Here is a 16,126-nt window from a genome sequence, read left to right as displayed (position 1 = left end):
GGGTCGGGTGCCGGGTCGGGCACCGGACCGGGTGGCGGGCGGAGCGGTGGTCCGGGCGGCGGGCCGGGCGGAGGCCTGGACGGGGGTTCGGGCGTGCACGAGGGCGGCTGCACGTGCGGGGACTGCCCGCACGGGGCGCGTACGGGACACCGGCGGGCTGTCGCCGCGTTCCTCGCCAAGCGCGACGCGCTGGCGTCCGGGCAGGGACTGCCCGCCGGCGTCGCGCACTCGGCCTCCGCGTCCCGGCAGTGGGTGTCCGACGAACTCACCCAGTCCGCCGACCTCGTCGCCGAACGCGGCCGTCTCGACGGCGAGGCCTGGCTGGGCCGGCTGTGGCGCCACACCGCGTACACCGTCTGGGCCGCGGTCGTCGTCCTCCTGCTCGTGCAGGCGCTCACCGCGATCGGGGCCGGCTGGACGGCCGCACGGACGGCAGGGCTGCTCGCCGCGGCCGTCCTGGCCGGACTCCTGACCGGCGCGGCCTGGCTGCACCGCGCGCGGGGCGGGGCTCTGGCGCCGGTCATCGGCGAGGACAACCGGCTCTCCACCTCCCGCGCGGTCGCCGCCGGTTGGGTGCTGCTCGTGGCGTACGCGGTCCTCGTGCTGGTGGGGCAACTGGCGGCGGCCTCCGCGCCGCGCAGCCGGGACGCGCTCATCGCCGGGCTCGAACTCGCCCGGGGCGCCGGTGTCGTGACCGTCGTCGCCGTGTCGTGCGGGGTCGCGGTGCTGGTCCGGCGGGTGGTCGGGCTGCGGGTGCTGGGGCAGCGGCTCCAGAAGGTCCGCGCGGACCGGCCGCGCGCGGCGGACCTGCTGACCGACGACTCGGGGCGAGGGAGCTTCGCCGACATCCAGTACGTCGTGATCAGCGCGGTCGCGCTGGTCTTCGCGGCGGTGCGGCTGGCCCGGCGGCCCTCGCAGTTGCCCGATCTCCCGTGGGGGCTGGCGCTGTTGGTGCTGGTGTCCGCCGCGACCTACCTCGCGGGGAAGTACGCCGAGGGCGGGCGGCCGGTGATCCTCTCCGTGGTCCGCTCCCGTGAGGCGGGCGATCTGGACGCTCCCATCCGCACCGGGGACGACATCGAGATCCGGGGGGCCGGGTTCGTGCCGCCCGGGGCGCAGACCGCGAACCGGCTGTCGCGGATGGTCGTGCGGATCGGACCGGTGCACGTGCATGTGCCGCTGGTGCCGGTCTCCGGGGGGTTCAGCAATCCCACGGACGCGGTGCTGACGGTGCCCGTGCCGGTGGATGTGGAGCCGGGCCGGGTCGAGGTGCAGGTGGTCACGGCGGCGGGCGTCGAGACGAATCGCTATGAGATCGACGTGATGGACTGAGGAGTCGCGGGATCCAGTCCCTCCGGGGTTCGGGGAGCGAGTTTCTGGGACGGGGCCCCGGCTACGGGAAGGGCAGGGCAGGGCACAGGGGGAACGAGGGCTGTGGGGCGCCCCGTGCAGACGGGGTGGGCCGGCGCATTCCGTGAGGTGGAGCCCGAAAAAAGGTTCCAGCCCCTGAGTGGGGGAACCGATTCGTACGTATGGTCTGTTGAGTGGTCAACGGCACGCGGGCGAAAGGCGGCGGAGAACGATGACTCACGGTATGCGGACGGATACTCACACCCAGTATCTGGAGGAGAGGCGGGACTGGCGAGAGACCGCTACCCGTTACGCCCTGTTGCCACTCCGCCTCTTCCTGGGTGTCACCTTCATCTACGCCGGCCTGGACAAACTCACCAACAGCGCTTTCATGAAGGCCTCCGGATCGGGCTCGATCGGCGACATGATGCGCACGGTGCGTGACTCCTCCGCCATACCGGCCCTCGTCGACCTGTCCCTGAAGAACCCCGTCGGCTTCGGCTACGCCATCGCGTTCGGTGAACTGGCCGTCGGCATCGGCACCTTGATCGGCCTGTTGGCCCGCCTCGCCGCACTCGGCGGCGCACTCATCTCGCTCAGCCTGTGGCTGACGGTGAGTTGGGCCTCCGACCCGTACTACTACGGCAACGACCTGGCCTATCTGATGGCCTGGACCCCCCTCGTGCTGGCGGGCGCCTCGATCTTCTCCGTGGATTCGGCTCTACGAGCCCGGCGCAGGCAACGCGCCGGGGCCTACCGCTAGAACCGTCCTAGGAGTTCACGCCGCGCGGACCCCGGTCCGCGCGGCGTCTGCGTAGGGCGTGGTTCACGGACGCCACGGCGCCCGCGAGGCACAGGCCGGCGACGACGACCGGGATGATGGCGAACCACTCGGTGTCCCACCAGCCGCCCGCGTCCCCGGCATAGGCGACGCCCCCGGCGGTGAGAACGAGGCCCGCCACCAGCTTTCCGGGCTGGAACTCATGACGAGGCACGGGCCACCTCCGCCTGGCCGACGCCGACCTGGAGGTCGAGGTCGAAGGTGCCGCCGTTCTTGGAGCCCGCCGTCGGGGCCAGGGTCACCTGCTTGTGCTTTCCCGGTTCCACGTCCACGTCCTTCTGGTTGTCACCCGGCAACTGGATGTCTCCGACGCCCACCTCGATGGTGAGCCGTACGGTCGCGTCCTTGGGAACGATCACCTTCAGCCGGCCCGCGCCGACCTGGGCGTCGGTCTTCACCGTCTGTCCCTTGGCGAGGTCGACGCGGCTGAGGTCGAGGGTGCCCACGCCCGTGCCGAGGTCGTAACCCGGCCGTACGTCGGCCGCCGTCGCCGGGGTCCAGTTCGTCCGCACCCAGTGGGTGCCGATGTCCTTGGGCAGGGCCGCGGAGGCCGCGAGGAGCCCGGCCGTGATCACCGCCAGGAAGATCGTTCCCGCGCCCGTGCGGCCCCGGAAGGCGCTGACGGTGATGCCCAGGCCGAACACGATGAGGGCGGCGGCCAGTCCGGCCTGAAGGCTGGTGCCGAGCGCCTGGTCGTGCCAGGTCAGGCCGGTGCCGAGGCCACCCGCCAGCAGGGCGAGCAGAAAGATCCGGCCGCCTATGGGACGGGGGCCGCGCGGCCTGCGCTCCCGTTCCGTGCGCGCCTCGGAGCGGGAGGTGCCGCGCGCGATGTTGAGCGCGGCCGCGACATCCCGGTCCCCGGTCTCCGGCGGGCCCCACATGTAGCCGGTGCCGCCGACGTGCGAACCGTCCTTGACGATCGGGTCGCGCCACCAGGAGGGATAGGAGGCGGGAACGGGCGGGGCCTGCGCCTCCGGCGGGGCGTCGGCGACGGCCTGCGCGGCGATGGGGCCGCCCCTGTTCGAGCGCGGCCCGGAGCTGGGGGAGGGGTCCGGGTCGGTGGCGGCGCGATGCTGCGACCAGTAGCCCGCACCGGCCAGCAGCAGGGACAGGACGACGGCGAACGTCAGCACGCCGCCGTTCTTGAGCATGGACAGGAACACTCCGCAGCCGACCAGCGCGAAGAGCACGGCGGTCAGCGCCTGGCCGTCGACACGGCCGGTGAGCAGCTTGCGGACCTCGTTCTCCTCTTCCTCCTCGTCGTACGGCACGAAGAGCCAGGCGAAGCCGTAGAAGATGAGGCCGATGCCGCCGGTCGCGGCGAGCACCGCGAGCACGATCCGGAAGATCACCGGGTCCATGTCGCACTGCCGTCCGAGCCCGGCGCACACCCCGCCCAGCATCTTCTGCCGACGGTCGCGCCGGAACCTGCGCGGCACCTCGGGGGCGGCACCGGCGTCCGCGGGCCGCGCCGTGGCCCCTTCCCCACGAGCGCGCGGCTCATCACCCGGAGCGGCGCCGTGGTCCGGCTCCGCCGCCGCGTGCTGCTGATCTGTCATGCGTCCATGGTGACGGGCGGGACGGCCCGGCGGCAGTCGGGATGACCCTGGCCGAACCCTGATATCCGCCCGGAGGGGAGGGCGGGGACCGTTCGCGTGCCGATTTCTGAAGATCAGGGGAGTATCGGGGGCCGACCCTGATGCTCCGGTCCGCCGGGCGTGTGAACATCGATGGCATGCCGGAAGCCGCAGCCATGCCCGTCGACGAACCGCGGCCCCCGCGCAAGCTCTACCGCAGCAGCGACGGACGCTGGCTCGGGGGCGTGGCGCGAGGGCTCGCCGGGCACCTCGGGCTGCCCGTGGTCTGGGTGCGGCTGATGTTCGTCGGACTGTTCATGGCGGACGGACTCGGCGCGCTGCTGTACGCGGCGTTCTGGTTCTTCGTGCCGCTCGGCGTCGGCGGCGTCGGCTCCGGCGCCCGGACACCGGCCTTCACCACCGAGACCTCGCCCGACGGCCGGCGCAGGATCGTGGCCCGCAAACCGGACAAGGGCCAGATCGTCGCCCTGCTCCTCATGGTCGTCGTGGCCATGGTCTTCGTCGGCAACGTGAATCTCGGCGGCGGCACGAAGGCGTATCTGTGGCCGACGGTCCTCGTCGGCGCGGGTGTCGCCCTGGTCTGGCGCCAGGCGGACAACGCGCGGCGGGCCCGCTGGGCGGAGGTCGGCCGCCGTCGCCGCACGCTCACACTGCTGCGGTCCGCGGCGGGCGTCCTGCTCGTCACCGCCGGCGTCTCCGGGATATTCGTCCTCCAGGGCTCGGCGGCCCACCTCGGCTCGGTGCTCCAGGCCGCGCTCGCGGTCCTCGTCGGCGTCGCGCTGCTCGCCGGCCCCTATCTGATCCGGATGACGCAGGACCTCTCCGAGGAGCGCCTGATGCGCATCCGCGCGCAGGAGCGGGCCGAAGTCGCCGCCCACGTCCACGACTCGGTGCTGCACACCCTGACCCTGATCCAGCGCAACGCGGAGAACGCGAACGAGGTGCGGCGGCTGGCCCGCGCCCAGGAGCGCGATCTGCGGGCCTGGCTCTACAAGCCGGAGGGCAGCGGCAAGGACGAGGACGAGGAGCCCGACACCCTCGCCGAGGCGGTCCGCCGCCATGCCGCCGAGGTCGAGGACAAGCACGGCGTGCCCATCGAGGTGGTCGTCGTGGGCGACTGCCCGCTCGACGACCGCCTGACCGCGCAGATGCAGGCGGCGCGCGAAGCGATGGTGAACGCGGCCAAGTACGGTGGCGAGGGCGGCGCGGTACAGGTCTACGCCGAAGTCGAGGGCAGGACGGTCTTCGTGTCCGTCCGTGACCGCGGCCCCGGCTTCGACCTCGACGCGATACCCGCCGACCGCATGGGCGTCAGAGAATCGATCATCGGCCGCATGGAGCGCAACGGCGGCACGGCGCGACTGCGCGCGGTGCCGGACGGCGGCACCGAGGTCGAGCTGGAGATGGAAAGGGCGGAGAAGACGTCATGAGCGACACGAACGAGCCTGTGGAGTCCGGCGGTCCGGCCGGGGAGTCCCCCGTGGCCGCCGCTTCCGGAGCCGCCGCCCCCGCGGCCGGAGCGGCCGGCGCCGAGGGCGGGCGCCGGGTGCGCGTGGTGCTCGTCGACGACCACCGCATGTTCCGTACGGGGGTCCAGGCCGAGATCGGCGAGACCGACCGGACCGGCGTCGAGGTGGTCGGTGAGGCCGCGGACGTCGACCAGGCGGTCACGGTCATCACGGCCACCCGCCCCGAGGTCGTCCTCCTCGACGTCCACCTTCCCGGCGGCGGCGGTGTCGAAGTACTGCGCCGCTGCGCCCCGTTGATGGCCGCCGCCGAACAGCCGGTCCGCTTTCTCGCGTTGTCCGTGTCGGACGCCGCGGAGGACGTGATCGGCGTGATCCGCGGCGGCGCCCGGGGGTACGTCACCAAGACGATCACCGGCACGGATCTCGTGGACTCCGTCTTCCGCGTCCAGGACGGCGACGCGGTGTTCTCCCCGCGCCTCGCCGGGTTCGTCCTCGACGCCTTCGCCTCCACCGACGCCCCGCCCGTCGACGAGGACATGGACCGCCTCACCCAGCGCGAGCGCGAGGTCCTGCGCCTCATCGCCCGGGGGTACGCGTACAAGGAGATCGCCAAGCAACTCTTCATCTCCGTCAAGACCGTCGAGTCGCACGTCTCGGCGGTCCTGCGCAAACTCCAGCTCTCGAACCGCCATGAACTGACCCGCTGGGCGACGGCACGACGGCTGGTCTGATCCGGCCGGGACCGCGAGGAGCGGGAGCACCGCAGGCGCGGCGCCGGTGGTGATCACGCGACCCGGGTGGCTCCCGCGAAGGGCATCTCGCTGATCGGGGCCAACCGTACGGGCGCCGACGGATTGGGGGCGTGGATCATCTGGCCGTTGCCAACGTAGATGCCCACGTGGGTGATGCCCGCGTAGAAGAACACCAGGTCGCCGGGCTGGAGTTCGGAGAGGGTGACCCGCTGGCCCGCGTTGATCTGGGAATAGGTCGTGCGGGGCAGGGAGAGGCCCGCGGAACGGTACGCGGCCTGCGCGAGCCCGGAGCAGTCGAAGGCGTCGGGGCCGGTGGCGCCCCAGACGTAGGGGCTGCCGAGCTTCGAGTAGGCGTAGGCGACGGCCGCCGCCGCCCGGGAGCTGGGCGCCGCGACGGCGGTGCCGCCCGCACCGGTGGCACCGGATGTGCCGGACGACGCGAGCGGGGCCGGCTCACGGGCCGAGGAGCGTGAGACGTGCTGCTGCCCGCCCGCGCCGCCCCGCTCCACGTACTGCGTGCGCTGCTCCGGGGTGAGTCGCGTGAGCAGCCGGCGGGCCGCGTCGAGCTTCTCGTTGATCGTCTTCTTCTGCCGCTTCAGCTCGGTCTGCCGCGACGTGAGCGCGGCCAGCTCGATGTGCGCCGCTCCGCGCAACTGCTCGATCTCGCGCAGTTGTTTGCGTACCCCGGCGACCTCCGCCGACTGCCGGGTGCCGACCCGCTCGGCGAACGCGGCCCCTTCCAGGTACTGGTCGGGGTGGTCGGAGAGGGCGAGCTGCACCACCGGGTCGAGTCCACCGCTGCGGTACTGCGCCGCCGCCATCGAACCCAGCGCCTCCCGCGCCGAGTTGAGCCGGTCCTCGCGGCGGGCCGCCTCGTCCCGGAGGGTGCTCAGGTGCGCCTCCGCCTGGTCGGCCTTCTCCTTGGCGCCGTCGTACTTCTGGGTGGCGACCTCCGCCTCCTGGTACAGCTTGTCGACCTGGGCCTTCACCTGCGCCGGCGAGAGCTGGGGGTCGGCGTGCCCGATCCCGTCGAAGCCGGTCGCCGTCGCCGCGCCCGCGAGGGCGATGGTGACTGCTGTGCGGGCCGTGTTTCCGCCGATCGAGCGCTGTTTGGTCTTGCGGTGCGCTGCCACGAGGGCCCACATCCTTCCGTGCGACCGCCCTTGCGGGTGCGGTCAAGCGGTGACACGTCCGGCGACGGCTCACACAGGGGGAGCGGGCCGCCGCCGGACCTTCTCGGCGGTGGTGTCCGACTGCCGCCCCCGGCCCGGACGGCGATGGGGAGCCGGTCACCTGGGGGAGGACGCTAAACCTGGGAGTGCGGCGTTGGTAACGCTATGTACGGAACTGTCGCCATTGGATCGCCGGGTGACCGAATGTGACCGAGATTCCCGCCTGGCCTCGTCGACTTCACACAGGGTGATGACCGATGCGCCGAATCCAGGACAACCGGAGCGGTGCCGGTGCTATGGATGACACGCGATGGTCTGGTGACAAAAGGGTGACAAGAGGGGGCGGAGCAAGGGGGTGGGGCTAGGGGGCGGCCCGGTGAGAAGGGGCGTCAAGGTGTGCGATTAGGCTCCGGCCCCATGGGCGTACTCATCCACCTCTTCGTCGGCCTGCACATCATCGGCATCGCCGCGCTTCTCGGCGGCTTCCTCACCCAGATGAAGGCGATGGGCAAGGGCACCGCCCGCTTCGTCCCCGGGATGCTGCACGGCGCGCTGACCATGCTGGTCACCGGTGTCGCCCTGGTCGGGCTCAACCAGGCCGACGGCAACACGATCAACACCGTCAAGATCGGTGTGAAACTGGCCCTGCTGATAGTGATCCTCGGGCTCGTCTATGTGAAGCGGGACGACGAGAAGGTCGACAAGGGCCTCTTCGGTCTCGTCGGGCTGCTGACCGTCGCGAACATCTTCATCGCCGTCCTGTGGACCTGACAGGCGCCTTCACCCCCGCGTGCGGGGGCCGAGCGGCCCCCGCCATAGTGAGGCGGGCTCGGCCGGCCCCCCCCGTAGCTCCGTGAGACCGGCTTGAATGGCCCCCAGCTCCGTGGGGCCCCGGCTTGACCGGCGCCGTCAGGCTCGCGCCGAGGACCTGACGGCGAGGACGGCGCCCGCGGCGACCGCCAGCCATGCCGCCACCGCGATCCACAGCAGCACCTGCCCCGTCCCCTTGAGCCAGAAGACGTCGAGGGCGGACGCGACGGAGAGGGTCGCCACCGCCGTCATCCCCAGCGGGAAGACGGTCGCCCAGCGCCGCATGTCGTACCGCGGACGCGGCCACACCGCCTCCGCGATGACCAGGAGGCAGTAACAGGCGAGGTCGAGCACGAGCAGCGTGCCGGTCGCGGCGCGCAGGACGCCCTGGTCGTCGTTGTTCCACAGGTACATGTTCACGTGGTGCGCGCTGACGAGTTCCGCCCCGGCCAGGGCCGAGATCGCGAGCGCGCCGCCCGCCACCCAGTGGTCCCCGGCGCCCTTCCTCACCTCCCACAGGTCGAAGTGCGCGAACGACACCCCGTAGAGCACGATCCCCAGCCAGAACAGCACCATCGCCGCGTGCGCGAGCCAGTCCGGACCCACGGCGGTGGCGATCGTCGAGCCGAGGACCGAGAGCCCCTGCGTGGCCACGCAGACGAGGAACACCTCTCCCGCCATACGGCGCCGCCAGTGCCGTACGACGGTCAGCAGCAGGATGGGCCACAGGGCCGCCGACAGCGCGAGCAGGGCCTCGGCGAGCCCCTGCCACCCCAGCACGGAGAACCTGGTGCCGAGCACGGTGGTCGCCGCGACCGCGGTGAGGCCTGCCGGCGTGCCGGCCTGTCGCACCCATTGCTCCCGGTCGCCCATCAGCCGGACGAGGAAGTCCGCGGCGAGCCCGAGCCAGGCGAGCGACGCGAGGACCAGCGCGATCCGGGAGAGGGTCTCGTAGCCGGTCAGGTGCAGCCCGATCGAGATGATGCCGGTGGCCATGACGGCGGTTCCGGCGGCGGGCGACCGCCCCGCCCACCAGGCGCGGAACGAAGCGGTGTCCGGCATGTCCGGTGTATCTGGCATGCGCCCGATGCTAGGGATCTCCGGACCCGTTACCGGTGGGGCACGCGCGTGAGGAGCGCGAAAACACCGGGCACGCGCGCGGGGGGCACGAAAACTCGGGGCACGCGGGCACGGAGCCTCGGTCGCTCCCCGCGCGCGTGCCCCGCGAAGGGCGTCGCTCGTACCCCGGTCTACGCCGGGCGCACCACGCTGTGGATCGCCGAGGTGCCGTCGTAGTAGATCGACTCCTCGCGGACGTACGCTCCCGGCTTCGGCGCGTGGATCATCATGCCGTTGCCGATGTAGAGGCCGACGTGGCTGATGTCGTTGTAGAAGAAGACCAGGTCGCCGGGCTGGGCGTCGGCGAGGGGGACCGTCGTGCCGGCGTTCACCTGGTCATAGGTGACGCGCGGGAGGCTGACGCCGGCGGCCTTCCAGGCGGCCTGGGTCAGGCCCGAGCAGTCGTAGGAGTCCGGGCCGGTGGCGCCCCAGACGTACGGCTTGCCGATCTGTGCGCGAGCGAAGGCGAGCGCCTCGGCCGCCTTCGACGAGGAGCCCGTGGCCGTCGATCCCGTCGCCGATCCGGCAGTCGAACCGGCCGTCGAGCCGGTCGTGGTGCCCGACGACTGCTGCTGGGCGGCCTTCGCGGCGGCGGCCTGCTGCCGTGCCAGCTCCGCCGCCTTGGCCGTGGCCTGCTCCTGCTTCTTCTTCTCGATCGCCGCCAGCCGCGCCTTGTCCTCGGCGTTCAGCTTCGAGAGCAGGCTGCGGGCCTCGCCGAGCTTCCGCTGCACCGCGGCCTTGGACGTCTTGAGCGCCTTCTGCGAGGCGGTCAGCGACTCCAGGCTCTGGGAGGCCTCCGTGCGCTTCTTGGCGGTGGTGGCCTGCTCCGTGATGTAGTCGTCGACGGCCGCCTTCTGGCGGTTCGTCAGGCGGCTCATCAACTGGGTCTGGTCGAAGTAGTCCTGCGGGTTGTCGGCGAGCAGCAGGGTCGCGGTGCTGGGTGCGGCGGCCCCGGTGCGGTACTGCGCCGCGGCGAACGAACCCAGCTCCTCGCGCGCGGTGTTGAGCTTCTCGGTGCGCTGGGCGACGTCGTCGAGGAGGGTGTCGACGCGCTTCCGCTGCTCGGCGGTCTTCTCCCGGCTCGCGTTGTACTTGTCGGTGGCCGTCTCGGCCTGGTGGTAGAGGGCGTCGACCTTCTTCGAGACCTCTACGACGCTGGGCCTGGGTTCGGCCGAGGGGGCGGCGTTCGCCGTCTGGGAGAGCAGGGCCACGGAGGTGAGGGCCGCCGTGGCGAGGGCCGGGGTTCGTATGCCTGCGATGCGCGTACCCGTAGGACGCCCTTTGCGGTGTGACGCCAAGAGAGGCGACTCCTTCCGTCATCCGCCTGCCGAGTTAGCTGTCGGGTTCGGGCGGGTGGTTCCGGAAGGTTGCCCTACGGTCCTTGCCCCACAAGGCGGTTGGACCGATTCACCCCAAGTTCGGTGGGTCCCCGGCTCCGGCGGCCCGTGGGCGTGCCGAACTCGGCGGAGGCCGCTCGGCCCGGCGAGGTTCGCCGGTTGCGGTCGGGCGGCCTTCTGGCACGCTAGCCAACTGCTGTGGCCCGTGTGAAGGTTGATGTGCGATATGCCCGATACATTTTCGTGACCTTTCCCGCACCCTCCGCCTCCCGTGACGCGTTCGGGGTGATTCATCCGCATTGCGGACCCTTGGCCTCGTGTGTCCCATGCCCTGCGTGCCGCGGCCGCTCGGTAGCACCCTCGGGCACACTGACCGTCGCCGATCCGTCGCGCACGGTCACGGTCATGGACCGTGAGGTGCGATGCGGGGAAGCCGGGAGGCCCGGGAAGCCGGGAGCCGGGGAGCCCGGGAGGCCCGGGAGGCTCGGAGGCCCGGAGGCTCGGAGGTCCGGGAAGCCGACCGTGGGGTCGGCCACCGACTCGGAGGGGGAGCCGGAAGCCGGGGAGCCCGGGAGGCCGGAAGCCGGGAGGCCCGGAAGCCGGGAGGCCCGGGAAACCGGAAGCCCGGGAGGCCCGGAGGTCCGGAAGCCGGAGGCCCGGAAGTCGGGAGCCGGGAAACCGGAAGCCCGGGAGGCCCGGAGGTCCGGAAGCCGGAGGCCCGGAAGTCGGGAGCCGGAGGCCCGGAAGTCGGGAGCCGGAAGCCCGGAAGTCGGGAGCCGGAAGCCCGGAAGCCCGGAAGCCGGGAGGCCCGGGAAACCGGAAGCCGGGGAGGCCCGGAGGTCCGGAAGCCGGAGGCCCGGAAGTCGGGAGCCGGTAGCCCGGAAGCCCGGAAGCCGGGAGGCCCGGGAAACCGGAAGCCGGGAGGCCCGGAGGTCCGGTAGCCGGAGGCCCGGAAGCCCGGGAAACCGGGAGGCCCGGGAGCCTGTGCGGCCGGGATTCGTGTCACGAGTTCCGGTCGAGTTCTCGGGGTGGCGGCGGGCTGTCAGTGGGGCGGCCTAGACTCGGAGAGCGATGAGCAGCCTCTTTGACGACAGCTTCCTGGCGAACCTCAAGCCCTCCGCGGCCCACGAGGACGAACACCCCCCGCCGCCCGAGGACGATCACGTACCGGAGCCGGTTCCGGACGATCTGTTCGGCGGGAAGTTCGACATGCCCCCGAGCCGGGACGCGTACTACCGCGACGGCGCTCCCAGGCCGGCCGTGGACCCGGCGGCCCTGCTGGACGGACTGAACGAGAACCAGCGCGCGGCCGTGGTGCACTCCGGCTCCCCGCTGCTCATCGTGGCCGGCGCCGGCTCCGGCAAGACCCGGGTGCTGACCCACCGGATCGCGCATCTGCTCGGCGAGCGCAACGTCCACCCCGGCCAGATCCTCGCGATCACCTTCACGAACAAGGCCGCGGGCGAGATGAAGGAACGCGTCGAGGCGCTCGTGGGCCCGCGCGCCAACGCGATGTGGGTGATGACCTTCCACAGCGCCTGCGTCCGCATCCTGCGCCGCGAGAGCAAGACGCTCGGCTTCACCTCGTCCTTCTCGATCTACGACGCCGCCGACTCCAAGCGTCTGATGGCGCTCGTCTGCCGTGATCTCGACCTCGACCCCAAGCGCTTCCCGCCGAAGTCGTTCAGCGCCAAGATCTCGAACCTGAAGAACGAGCTGATCGACGAGGAGGACTTCGCCGCCCAGGCCTCCGACGGCTTCGAGAAGACCGTCGCCCAGGCGTACGCGATGTACCAGTCGCGGCTGCGCGAGGCCAACGCGCTCGACTTCGACGACCTGATCATGACCACGGTCAATCTGCTGCGCGCCTTCCCGGACGTCGCCGAGCACTACCGCCGCCGCTTCCGGCACGTCCTGGTCGACGAGTACCAGGACACGAACCACGCGCAGTACGCGCTCGTCCGGGAGCTCGTGGGGACCTCCGAGCACCCCGTGGACGTACCGCCCAGCGAGTTCGACCTGCCTCCCGCCGAGCTGTGCGTCGTGGGTGACGCGGACCAGTCGATCTACGCCTTCCGCGGCGCGACCATCCGCAACATCCTCCAGTTCGAGGAGGACTACCCGAGCGCGACGACGATCCTCCTGGAGCAGAACTACCGCTCCACCCAGACGATCCTGACCGCCGCCAACGCGGTCATCGAGCGCAACGAGTCCCGCCGTCCCAAGAACCTGTGGACCAACGCGGGCGCGGGCTCGAACATCACGGGCTACGTCGCGGACACCGAGCACGACGAGGCCCAGTTCGTCGCCGACGAGATAGACCGTCTCACCGACGCGGGCGAGGCCAAGGCCGGCGACGTCGCGGTCTTCTACCGTACGAACGCGCAGTCCCGTGTCTTCGAAGAGATCTTCATCCGCGTAGGCCTGCCCTACAAGGTCGTCGGCGGCGTCCGCTTCTACGAGCGCAAGGAGGTCCGGGACGTCCTGGCGTACCTCAGGGTGCTGTCCAACCCCGAGGACTCGGTCCCGATGCGCCGCATCCTGAACGTGCCCAAGCGCGGCATCGGCGACCGCGCCGAGGCGATGATCGACGCCCTGTCGCAGCGCGAGAAGATCAGCTTCCCGGCGGCGCTGCGCCGCGTCGACGAGGCCTACGGCATGGCCGCGCGCTCCACCAACGCGGTCAGGAAGTTCAACACGCTCATGGAGGACCTCCGTACGATCGTCGAGTCCGGTGCGGGCCCGGCCACCATTCTGCAAGCCGTCCTCGAACGCACCGGCTATCTCGCCGAGTTGCAGAACTCGACCGACCCGCAGGACGAGACCCGGGTCGAGAACCTCCAGGAACTGGCCTCCGTGGCCCTGGAGTTCGAGCAGGAGACCGGTGAGGGCGAGAACGCGGGCGGACTCGCCGCGTTCCTGGAGCGGGTCGCGCTGGTCGCCGACTCCGACCAGATCCCGGACGAGGAGGACGGCAACGGCGTCATCACCCTGATGACCCTGCACACCGCCAAGGGCCTCGAATTCCCCGTGGTCTTCCTGACCGGCATGGAGGACGGCGTCTTCCCGCACATGCGCGCGCTGGGACAGGTCAAGGAGCTGGAGGAGGAGCGGCGCCTGGCATACGTGGGCATCACGCGCGCGCGGGAGCGGCTCTACCTCACCCGGTCGTCGATGCGCAGCGCGTGGGGGCAGCCCTCGTACAACCCGCCCTCCCGCTTCCTGGAGGAGATCCCGGCGACCCATCTGGACTGGAAGCGCACGGGGGCGACCGCGCCCATGCCGGCCGGTCCGGTCTCCGGTGTCGCCGCCTCCCTCTCGTCCTCGCGCTCGCGGTCCGCGGCCTCGGGCGCCTCCGGGTTCGCCACACGCCGTGGTGTCTCCGAGAAGCCGGTGGTCTCGCTGACCGTCGGGGACCGGGTCACGCACGACCAGTTCGGCCTCGGCACCGTCGTCGGCGTGAAGGGGACGGGCGCGAACGCGGAGGCGACGGTCGACTTCGGAGAGCCCAAGCCGAAGCGGCTGCTGCTGCGGTACGCGCCGGTGGAGAAGCTGTAGCCCGGAAGATCGTGCGCGGGACCGGATCGCGGGACCCTCGGCTGTCGGAAGACGGCCGGGGCTCCGGCGGTCAGCCGCCCCTCGCGCCCCCGGCCGGTACACGCGCGCCGGTTGCCGCGTGGGGTCCGGCTGTTACGTGGGGTCCAGGCCGTGGCTGCGGAGCCAGGGCAGCGGGTCGATCGCCGCGCCGCCGGCCGGCCGGACCTCGAAGTGCAGGTGCGGACCGGTCGAGTTGCCGGAGTTCCCGGAGAAGGCGATCTGGTCACCGGCCCTGACGGTGGTGCCGGAGGGGACCTTGTACGAAGAGAGGTGGCAGTACCACGTCTCGGTGCCGTCCATCGCGGTCAGGATCAGCATGTTGCCGTACGCGCTGTTCCACTGCGTCCGCACGGTCCCGTCGGTCGCGGCCATCACCGACGTCCCGTAGGAGACGGGGAAGTCGATGCCTGTGTGCACGGACATCCAGTTGACGCCGGCCTGGCCGAAGTAGGCGCTGAGGCCCCGCTGCGTCACGGGAAGGACGAACTTCGGACGCAGCCGCTCCTTGCGGGCCGCCTCCTCCGCCGCCTTCTTCTTCTCCGTCGTCTGCTGGGCCTTGAGGTCGATACGTTCCTGCGTGCGGCTCGCCCGGTCGGCGAAGTCGTCCGCCCCCGCGGAGAGACTCTGGAGCTGGGTGTCCAGCTTGATGTTGGCTGCCGACGGCTTCACGGAGGTCGCGTCGGGGGCGCTGGCCGTGGTGTTCTTCGAGTCGTTCCCGCCGAGGCCGCCGAGGCCGCCGACGCCGCCCACCGAGGCGGCGGCGATCCCCGCGACCCCCATCACACAGACCGAGGGCACCGCGACGGTCAGCAGGGCCGAACGTTTCGCGGGGCTGCGGCGCCGGGAACGGGAGGCGGTCCGCGTCGCGGGACGCCGCACCGGGGTGATCTCTTCCATGTCGTCGAGCAGCGGCCTCTCGGGCCCCTCGTCGTACGCGTCCTCGGCGTCGTCCGTGTCCGCGAAGTCCTCGGCCTCGTCGAACTCGCCCTCGTCCGAGGCGAGTTGATCGTGGGCCGCCTGGTCGAAGGTCGTGGTCGCCTGCTGGTCGAAGGGAACCTGGCCCCCCGGACCCGACTGCTGCTCGTACGTCATGTCGAGCTGCGTGAGCTCGTGTTCGTACGACCCGGGCTCCGCCTGCGGCTCTTCGTAGGACTCGGAGCGCGGGTGCTGCTGTTCGTAGGACCCGGACTCCGCCTGCGGCTGTGGGTACGACTCGGACCGCGGGTGCTCGTACGCCTGGTACGCGTCCTGGCCGCCGGCAGTGTTCCACTGCGTTGCGTCGTACGCGCCCGTGTCCTGCGTCGGCACGGTCCACTGCTGGGTCCCGCCGAGCGGCTGCTCGGGCTGGATCCAGGCGTTCGCGTCCCACTGGCCCGAGGCGTCGGGGCCCGGATGCTGCGCGGGGATGTCGGCGAGGTAGCCGTTCGTCCATGCCGTCGTGCCGTGGGCGCCGGTGTCGTAGGCGGCCTGGTGGTGCGCCGCGTACGGGTCGTAGTTCTGCGGCTGCTGGGCTCCGGCGTTCCATTGCGTGGCGTCGTACGAACCGGTGCCGCCGCCTCCGCCCGACATGTCGCCGAAGAGCGGGTCACCGGCGAAGTCCGTGCCGGCGTAGGAGCCCGCGCCGGTCGCGTTCGTGCCCGAGGCGAAAGCCGTGGTGGCGGAGTAGTCGCCGTACGCGGTGAAGTCGCCGTACTGGGCTTCTTGCGCACCATAGGGCGCGTAGAGCGCCGAGGCGGCGTCGGAAGCCGGAGCCGGAGGAGTCGCGATCCCCGACGGGTGACGGTCGTTCACCAACTTCTCTTTCGCCTCGACAACAGGGGCTGGCAGAGCAGTGCGGTGACTGTACCCGGCGGTATGCGGGCGCGACAATCTTCGGCAGGTTTCCCCTTCGCGGGAAACGGGCATTCGCCCGTGTTTCGGGGGAGGGCGGGCAAGGCCTTGGCCTGGCGTTCGATAATCGTTCGAAGCGCCGGGGCTGTGGAAGGGCTGTCAGACACCCCATGCCGTTTGAGGTCAAGCGGCTTGGGGGTGTGCGTGGTGCGACCAAGCGATTGCTTCGTCGTAGGAGGTGCGGGCTTTGA

At 71.4% G+C, this 16,126-nt stretch carries 12 protein-coding genes and 1 riboswitch; of the genes, 6 read left to right on the top strand and 6 right to left on the bottom strand.

Annotated features, from left to right (window positions below; genetic code table 11):
- Positions 1–93: 93 nt before the first annotated feature.
- Positions 94–1,332: a hypothetical protein gene (locus ACIQRL_RS37630; RefSeq protein WP_401340248.1), complete on the top strand. Its 1,239-nt coding sequence runs from the start codon at positions 94–96 to the stop codon at positions 1,330–1,332.
- A gap of 250 nt (positions 1,333–1,582) precedes the next feature.
- The gene (locus ACIQRL_RS37625; RefSeq protein WP_401340246.1) at positions 1,583–2,113 is read left to right on the top strand and encodes a DoxX family protein; all 531 of its coding nucleotides are present in this window, start codon (positions 1,583–1,585) and stop codon (positions 2,111–2,113) included.
- A 7-nt stretch (positions 2,114–2,120) separates the two neighbouring features.
- Here ACIQRL_RS37625 and ACIQRL_RS37620 read toward each other — a convergent pair whose 3' ends face one another.
- Together ACIQRL_RS37620 and ACIQRL_RS37615 are read right to left on the bottom strand one after the other, a co-directional pair.
- A complete protein-coding gene (locus ACIQRL_RS37620) occupies positions 2,121–2,345 on the bottom strand; it encodes a hypothetical protein (RefSeq protein WP_401340244.1) in 225 nt (74 codons plus the stop codon).
- Entirely contained in the window at positions 2,332–3,750 is a 1,419-nt protein-coding gene (locus ACIQRL_RS37615) for a PspC domain-containing protein (protein WP_401340242.1), read from the bottom strand. The genes ACIQRL_RS37620 and ACIQRL_RS37615 overlap by 14 nt, the downstream gene beginning before the upstream one ends.
- Before the next feature lie 176 nt (positions 3,751–3,926).
- Here ACIQRL_RS37615 and ACIQRL_RS37610 point away from each other — a divergent pair, with 176 nt between their 5' ends.
- On the top strand, positions 3,927–5,219 hold the full coding sequence (locus ACIQRL_RS37610) for a PspC domain-containing protein (RefSeq protein ID WP_401340240.1): 1,293 nt from the start codon (positions 3,927–3,929) through the stop codon (positions 5,217–5,219).
- On the top strand, positions 5,216–5,989 hold the full coding sequence (locus ACIQRL_RS37605; protein ID WP_401340238.1) for a LuxR C-terminal-related transcriptional regulator: 774 nt from the start codon (positions 5,216–5,218) through the stop codon (positions 5,987–5,989). Before ACIQRL_RS37610 ends, ACIQRL_RS37605 begins: the two co-directional genes overlap by 4 nt.
- A 53-nt stretch (positions 5,990–6,042) precedes the next feature.
- On the opposite strand, the gene ACIQRL_RS37600 is transcribed toward ACIQRL_RS37605, so the two are convergent.
- Positions 6,043–7,143, bottom strand: a complete 1,101-nt coding sequence (locus ACIQRL_RS37600) for an NlpC/P60 family protein (RefSeq protein ID WP_401340236.1) — start codon at positions 7,141–7,143, stop codon at positions 6,043–6,045.
- Positions 7,144–7,599: 456 nt separating this feature from the next.
- Here ACIQRL_RS37600 and ACIQRL_RS37595 point away from each other — a divergent pair, with 456 nt between their 5' ends.
- Entirely contained in the window at positions 7,600–7,953 is a 354-nt protein-coding gene (locus tag ACIQRL_RS37595; protein WP_401340235.1) for a hypothetical protein, read from the top strand.
- 138 nt (positions 7,954–8,091) lie between these two features.
- Here ACIQRL_RS37595 and ACIQRL_RS37590 read toward each other — a convergent pair whose 3' ends face one another.
- Together ACIQRL_RS37590 and ACIQRL_RS37585 are read right to left on the bottom strand one after the other, a co-directional pair.
- Positions 8,092–9,072: a tellurite resistance/C4-dicarboxylate transporter family protein gene (locus ACIQRL_RS37590; RefSeq protein ID WP_401340233.1), complete on the bottom strand. Its 981-nt coding sequence runs from the start codon at positions 9,070–9,072 to the stop codon at positions 8,092–8,094.
- 170 nt (positions 9,073–9,242) lie between these two features.
- A complete protein-coding gene (locus ACIQRL_RS37585) occupies positions 9,243–10,409 on the bottom strand; it encodes an NlpC/P60 family protein (protein ID WP_401340231.1) in 1,167 nt (388 codons plus the stop codon).
- A 7-nt stretch (positions 10,410–10,416) separates the two neighbouring features.
- Positions 10,417–10,587, bottom strand: a riboswitch (cyclic di-AMP (ydaO/yuaA leader).
- A 932-nt stretch (positions 10,588–11,519) separates the two neighbouring features.
- Between ACIQRL_RS37585 and pcrA the strand changes: the two genes are divergently transcribed.
- Positions 11,520–14,006 carry a DNA helicase PcrA gene (gene pcrA / locus ACIQRL_RS37580; RefSeq protein WP_401340229.1) on the top strand — a complete coding sequence of 829 codons (2,487 nt, stop codon included), beginning with the start codon at positions 11,520–11,522 and terminating at the stop codon, positions 14,004–14,006.
- Positions 14,007–14,138: 132 nt separating this feature from the next.
- Here pcrA and ACIQRL_RS37575 read toward each other — a convergent pair whose 3' ends face one another.
- On the bottom strand, positions 14,139–15,950 hold the full coding sequence (locus ACIQRL_RS37575; protein WP_401340226.1) for a peptidoglycan DD-metalloendopeptidase family protein: 1,812 nt from the start codon (positions 15,948–15,950) through the stop codon (positions 14,139–14,141).
- Positions 15,951–16,126 lie beyond the last annotated feature (176 nt).

The sequence above is a fragment of the Streptomyces sp. NPDC091209 genome (assembly GCF_044757755.1).
Taxonomy (GTDB): domain Bacteria; phylum Actinomycetota; class Actinomycetes; order Streptomycetales; family Streptomycetaceae; genus Streptomyces.
Note: the sequence above shows the minus strand (reverse complement) of the source record. Positions and strands in the feature narration are given on the sequence as shown.

Coding starts and splice junctions, on each gene's coding strand:
- ACIQRL_RS37615 (WP_401340242.1), bottom strand. CDS start 3,750: ATGACAGATCAGCAGCACGCGGCGGCGGAGCCGGACCACGGCGCCGCT.
- ACIQRL_RS37625 (WP_401340246.1), top strand. CDS start 1,583: ATGACTCACGGTATGCGGACGGATACTCACACCCAGTATCTGGAGGAG.
- pcrA (WP_401340229.1), top strand. CDS start 11,520: ATGAGCAGCCTCTTTGACGACAGCTTCCTGGCGAACCTCAAGCCCTCC.
- ACIQRL_RS37605 (WP_401340238.1), top strand. CDS start 5,216: ATGAGCGACACGAACGAGCCTGTGGAGTCCGGCGGTCCGGCCGGGGAG.
- ACIQRL_RS37590 (WP_401340233.1), bottom strand. CDS start 9,072: ATGCCAGATACACCGGACATGCCGGACACCGCTTCGTTCCGCGCCTGG.
- ACIQRL_RS37595 (WP_401340235.1), top strand. CDS start 7,600: ATGGGCGTACTCATCCACCTCTTCGTCGGCCTGCACATCATCGGCATC.
- ACIQRL_RS37575 (WP_401340226.1), bottom strand. CDS start 15,950: ATGCCCGTTTCCCGCGAAGGGGAAACCTGCCGAAGATTGTCGCGCCCG.
- ACIQRL_RS37610 (WP_401340240.1), top strand. CDS start 3,927: ATGCCGGAAGCCGCAGCCATGCCCGTCGACGAACCGCGGCCCCCGCGC.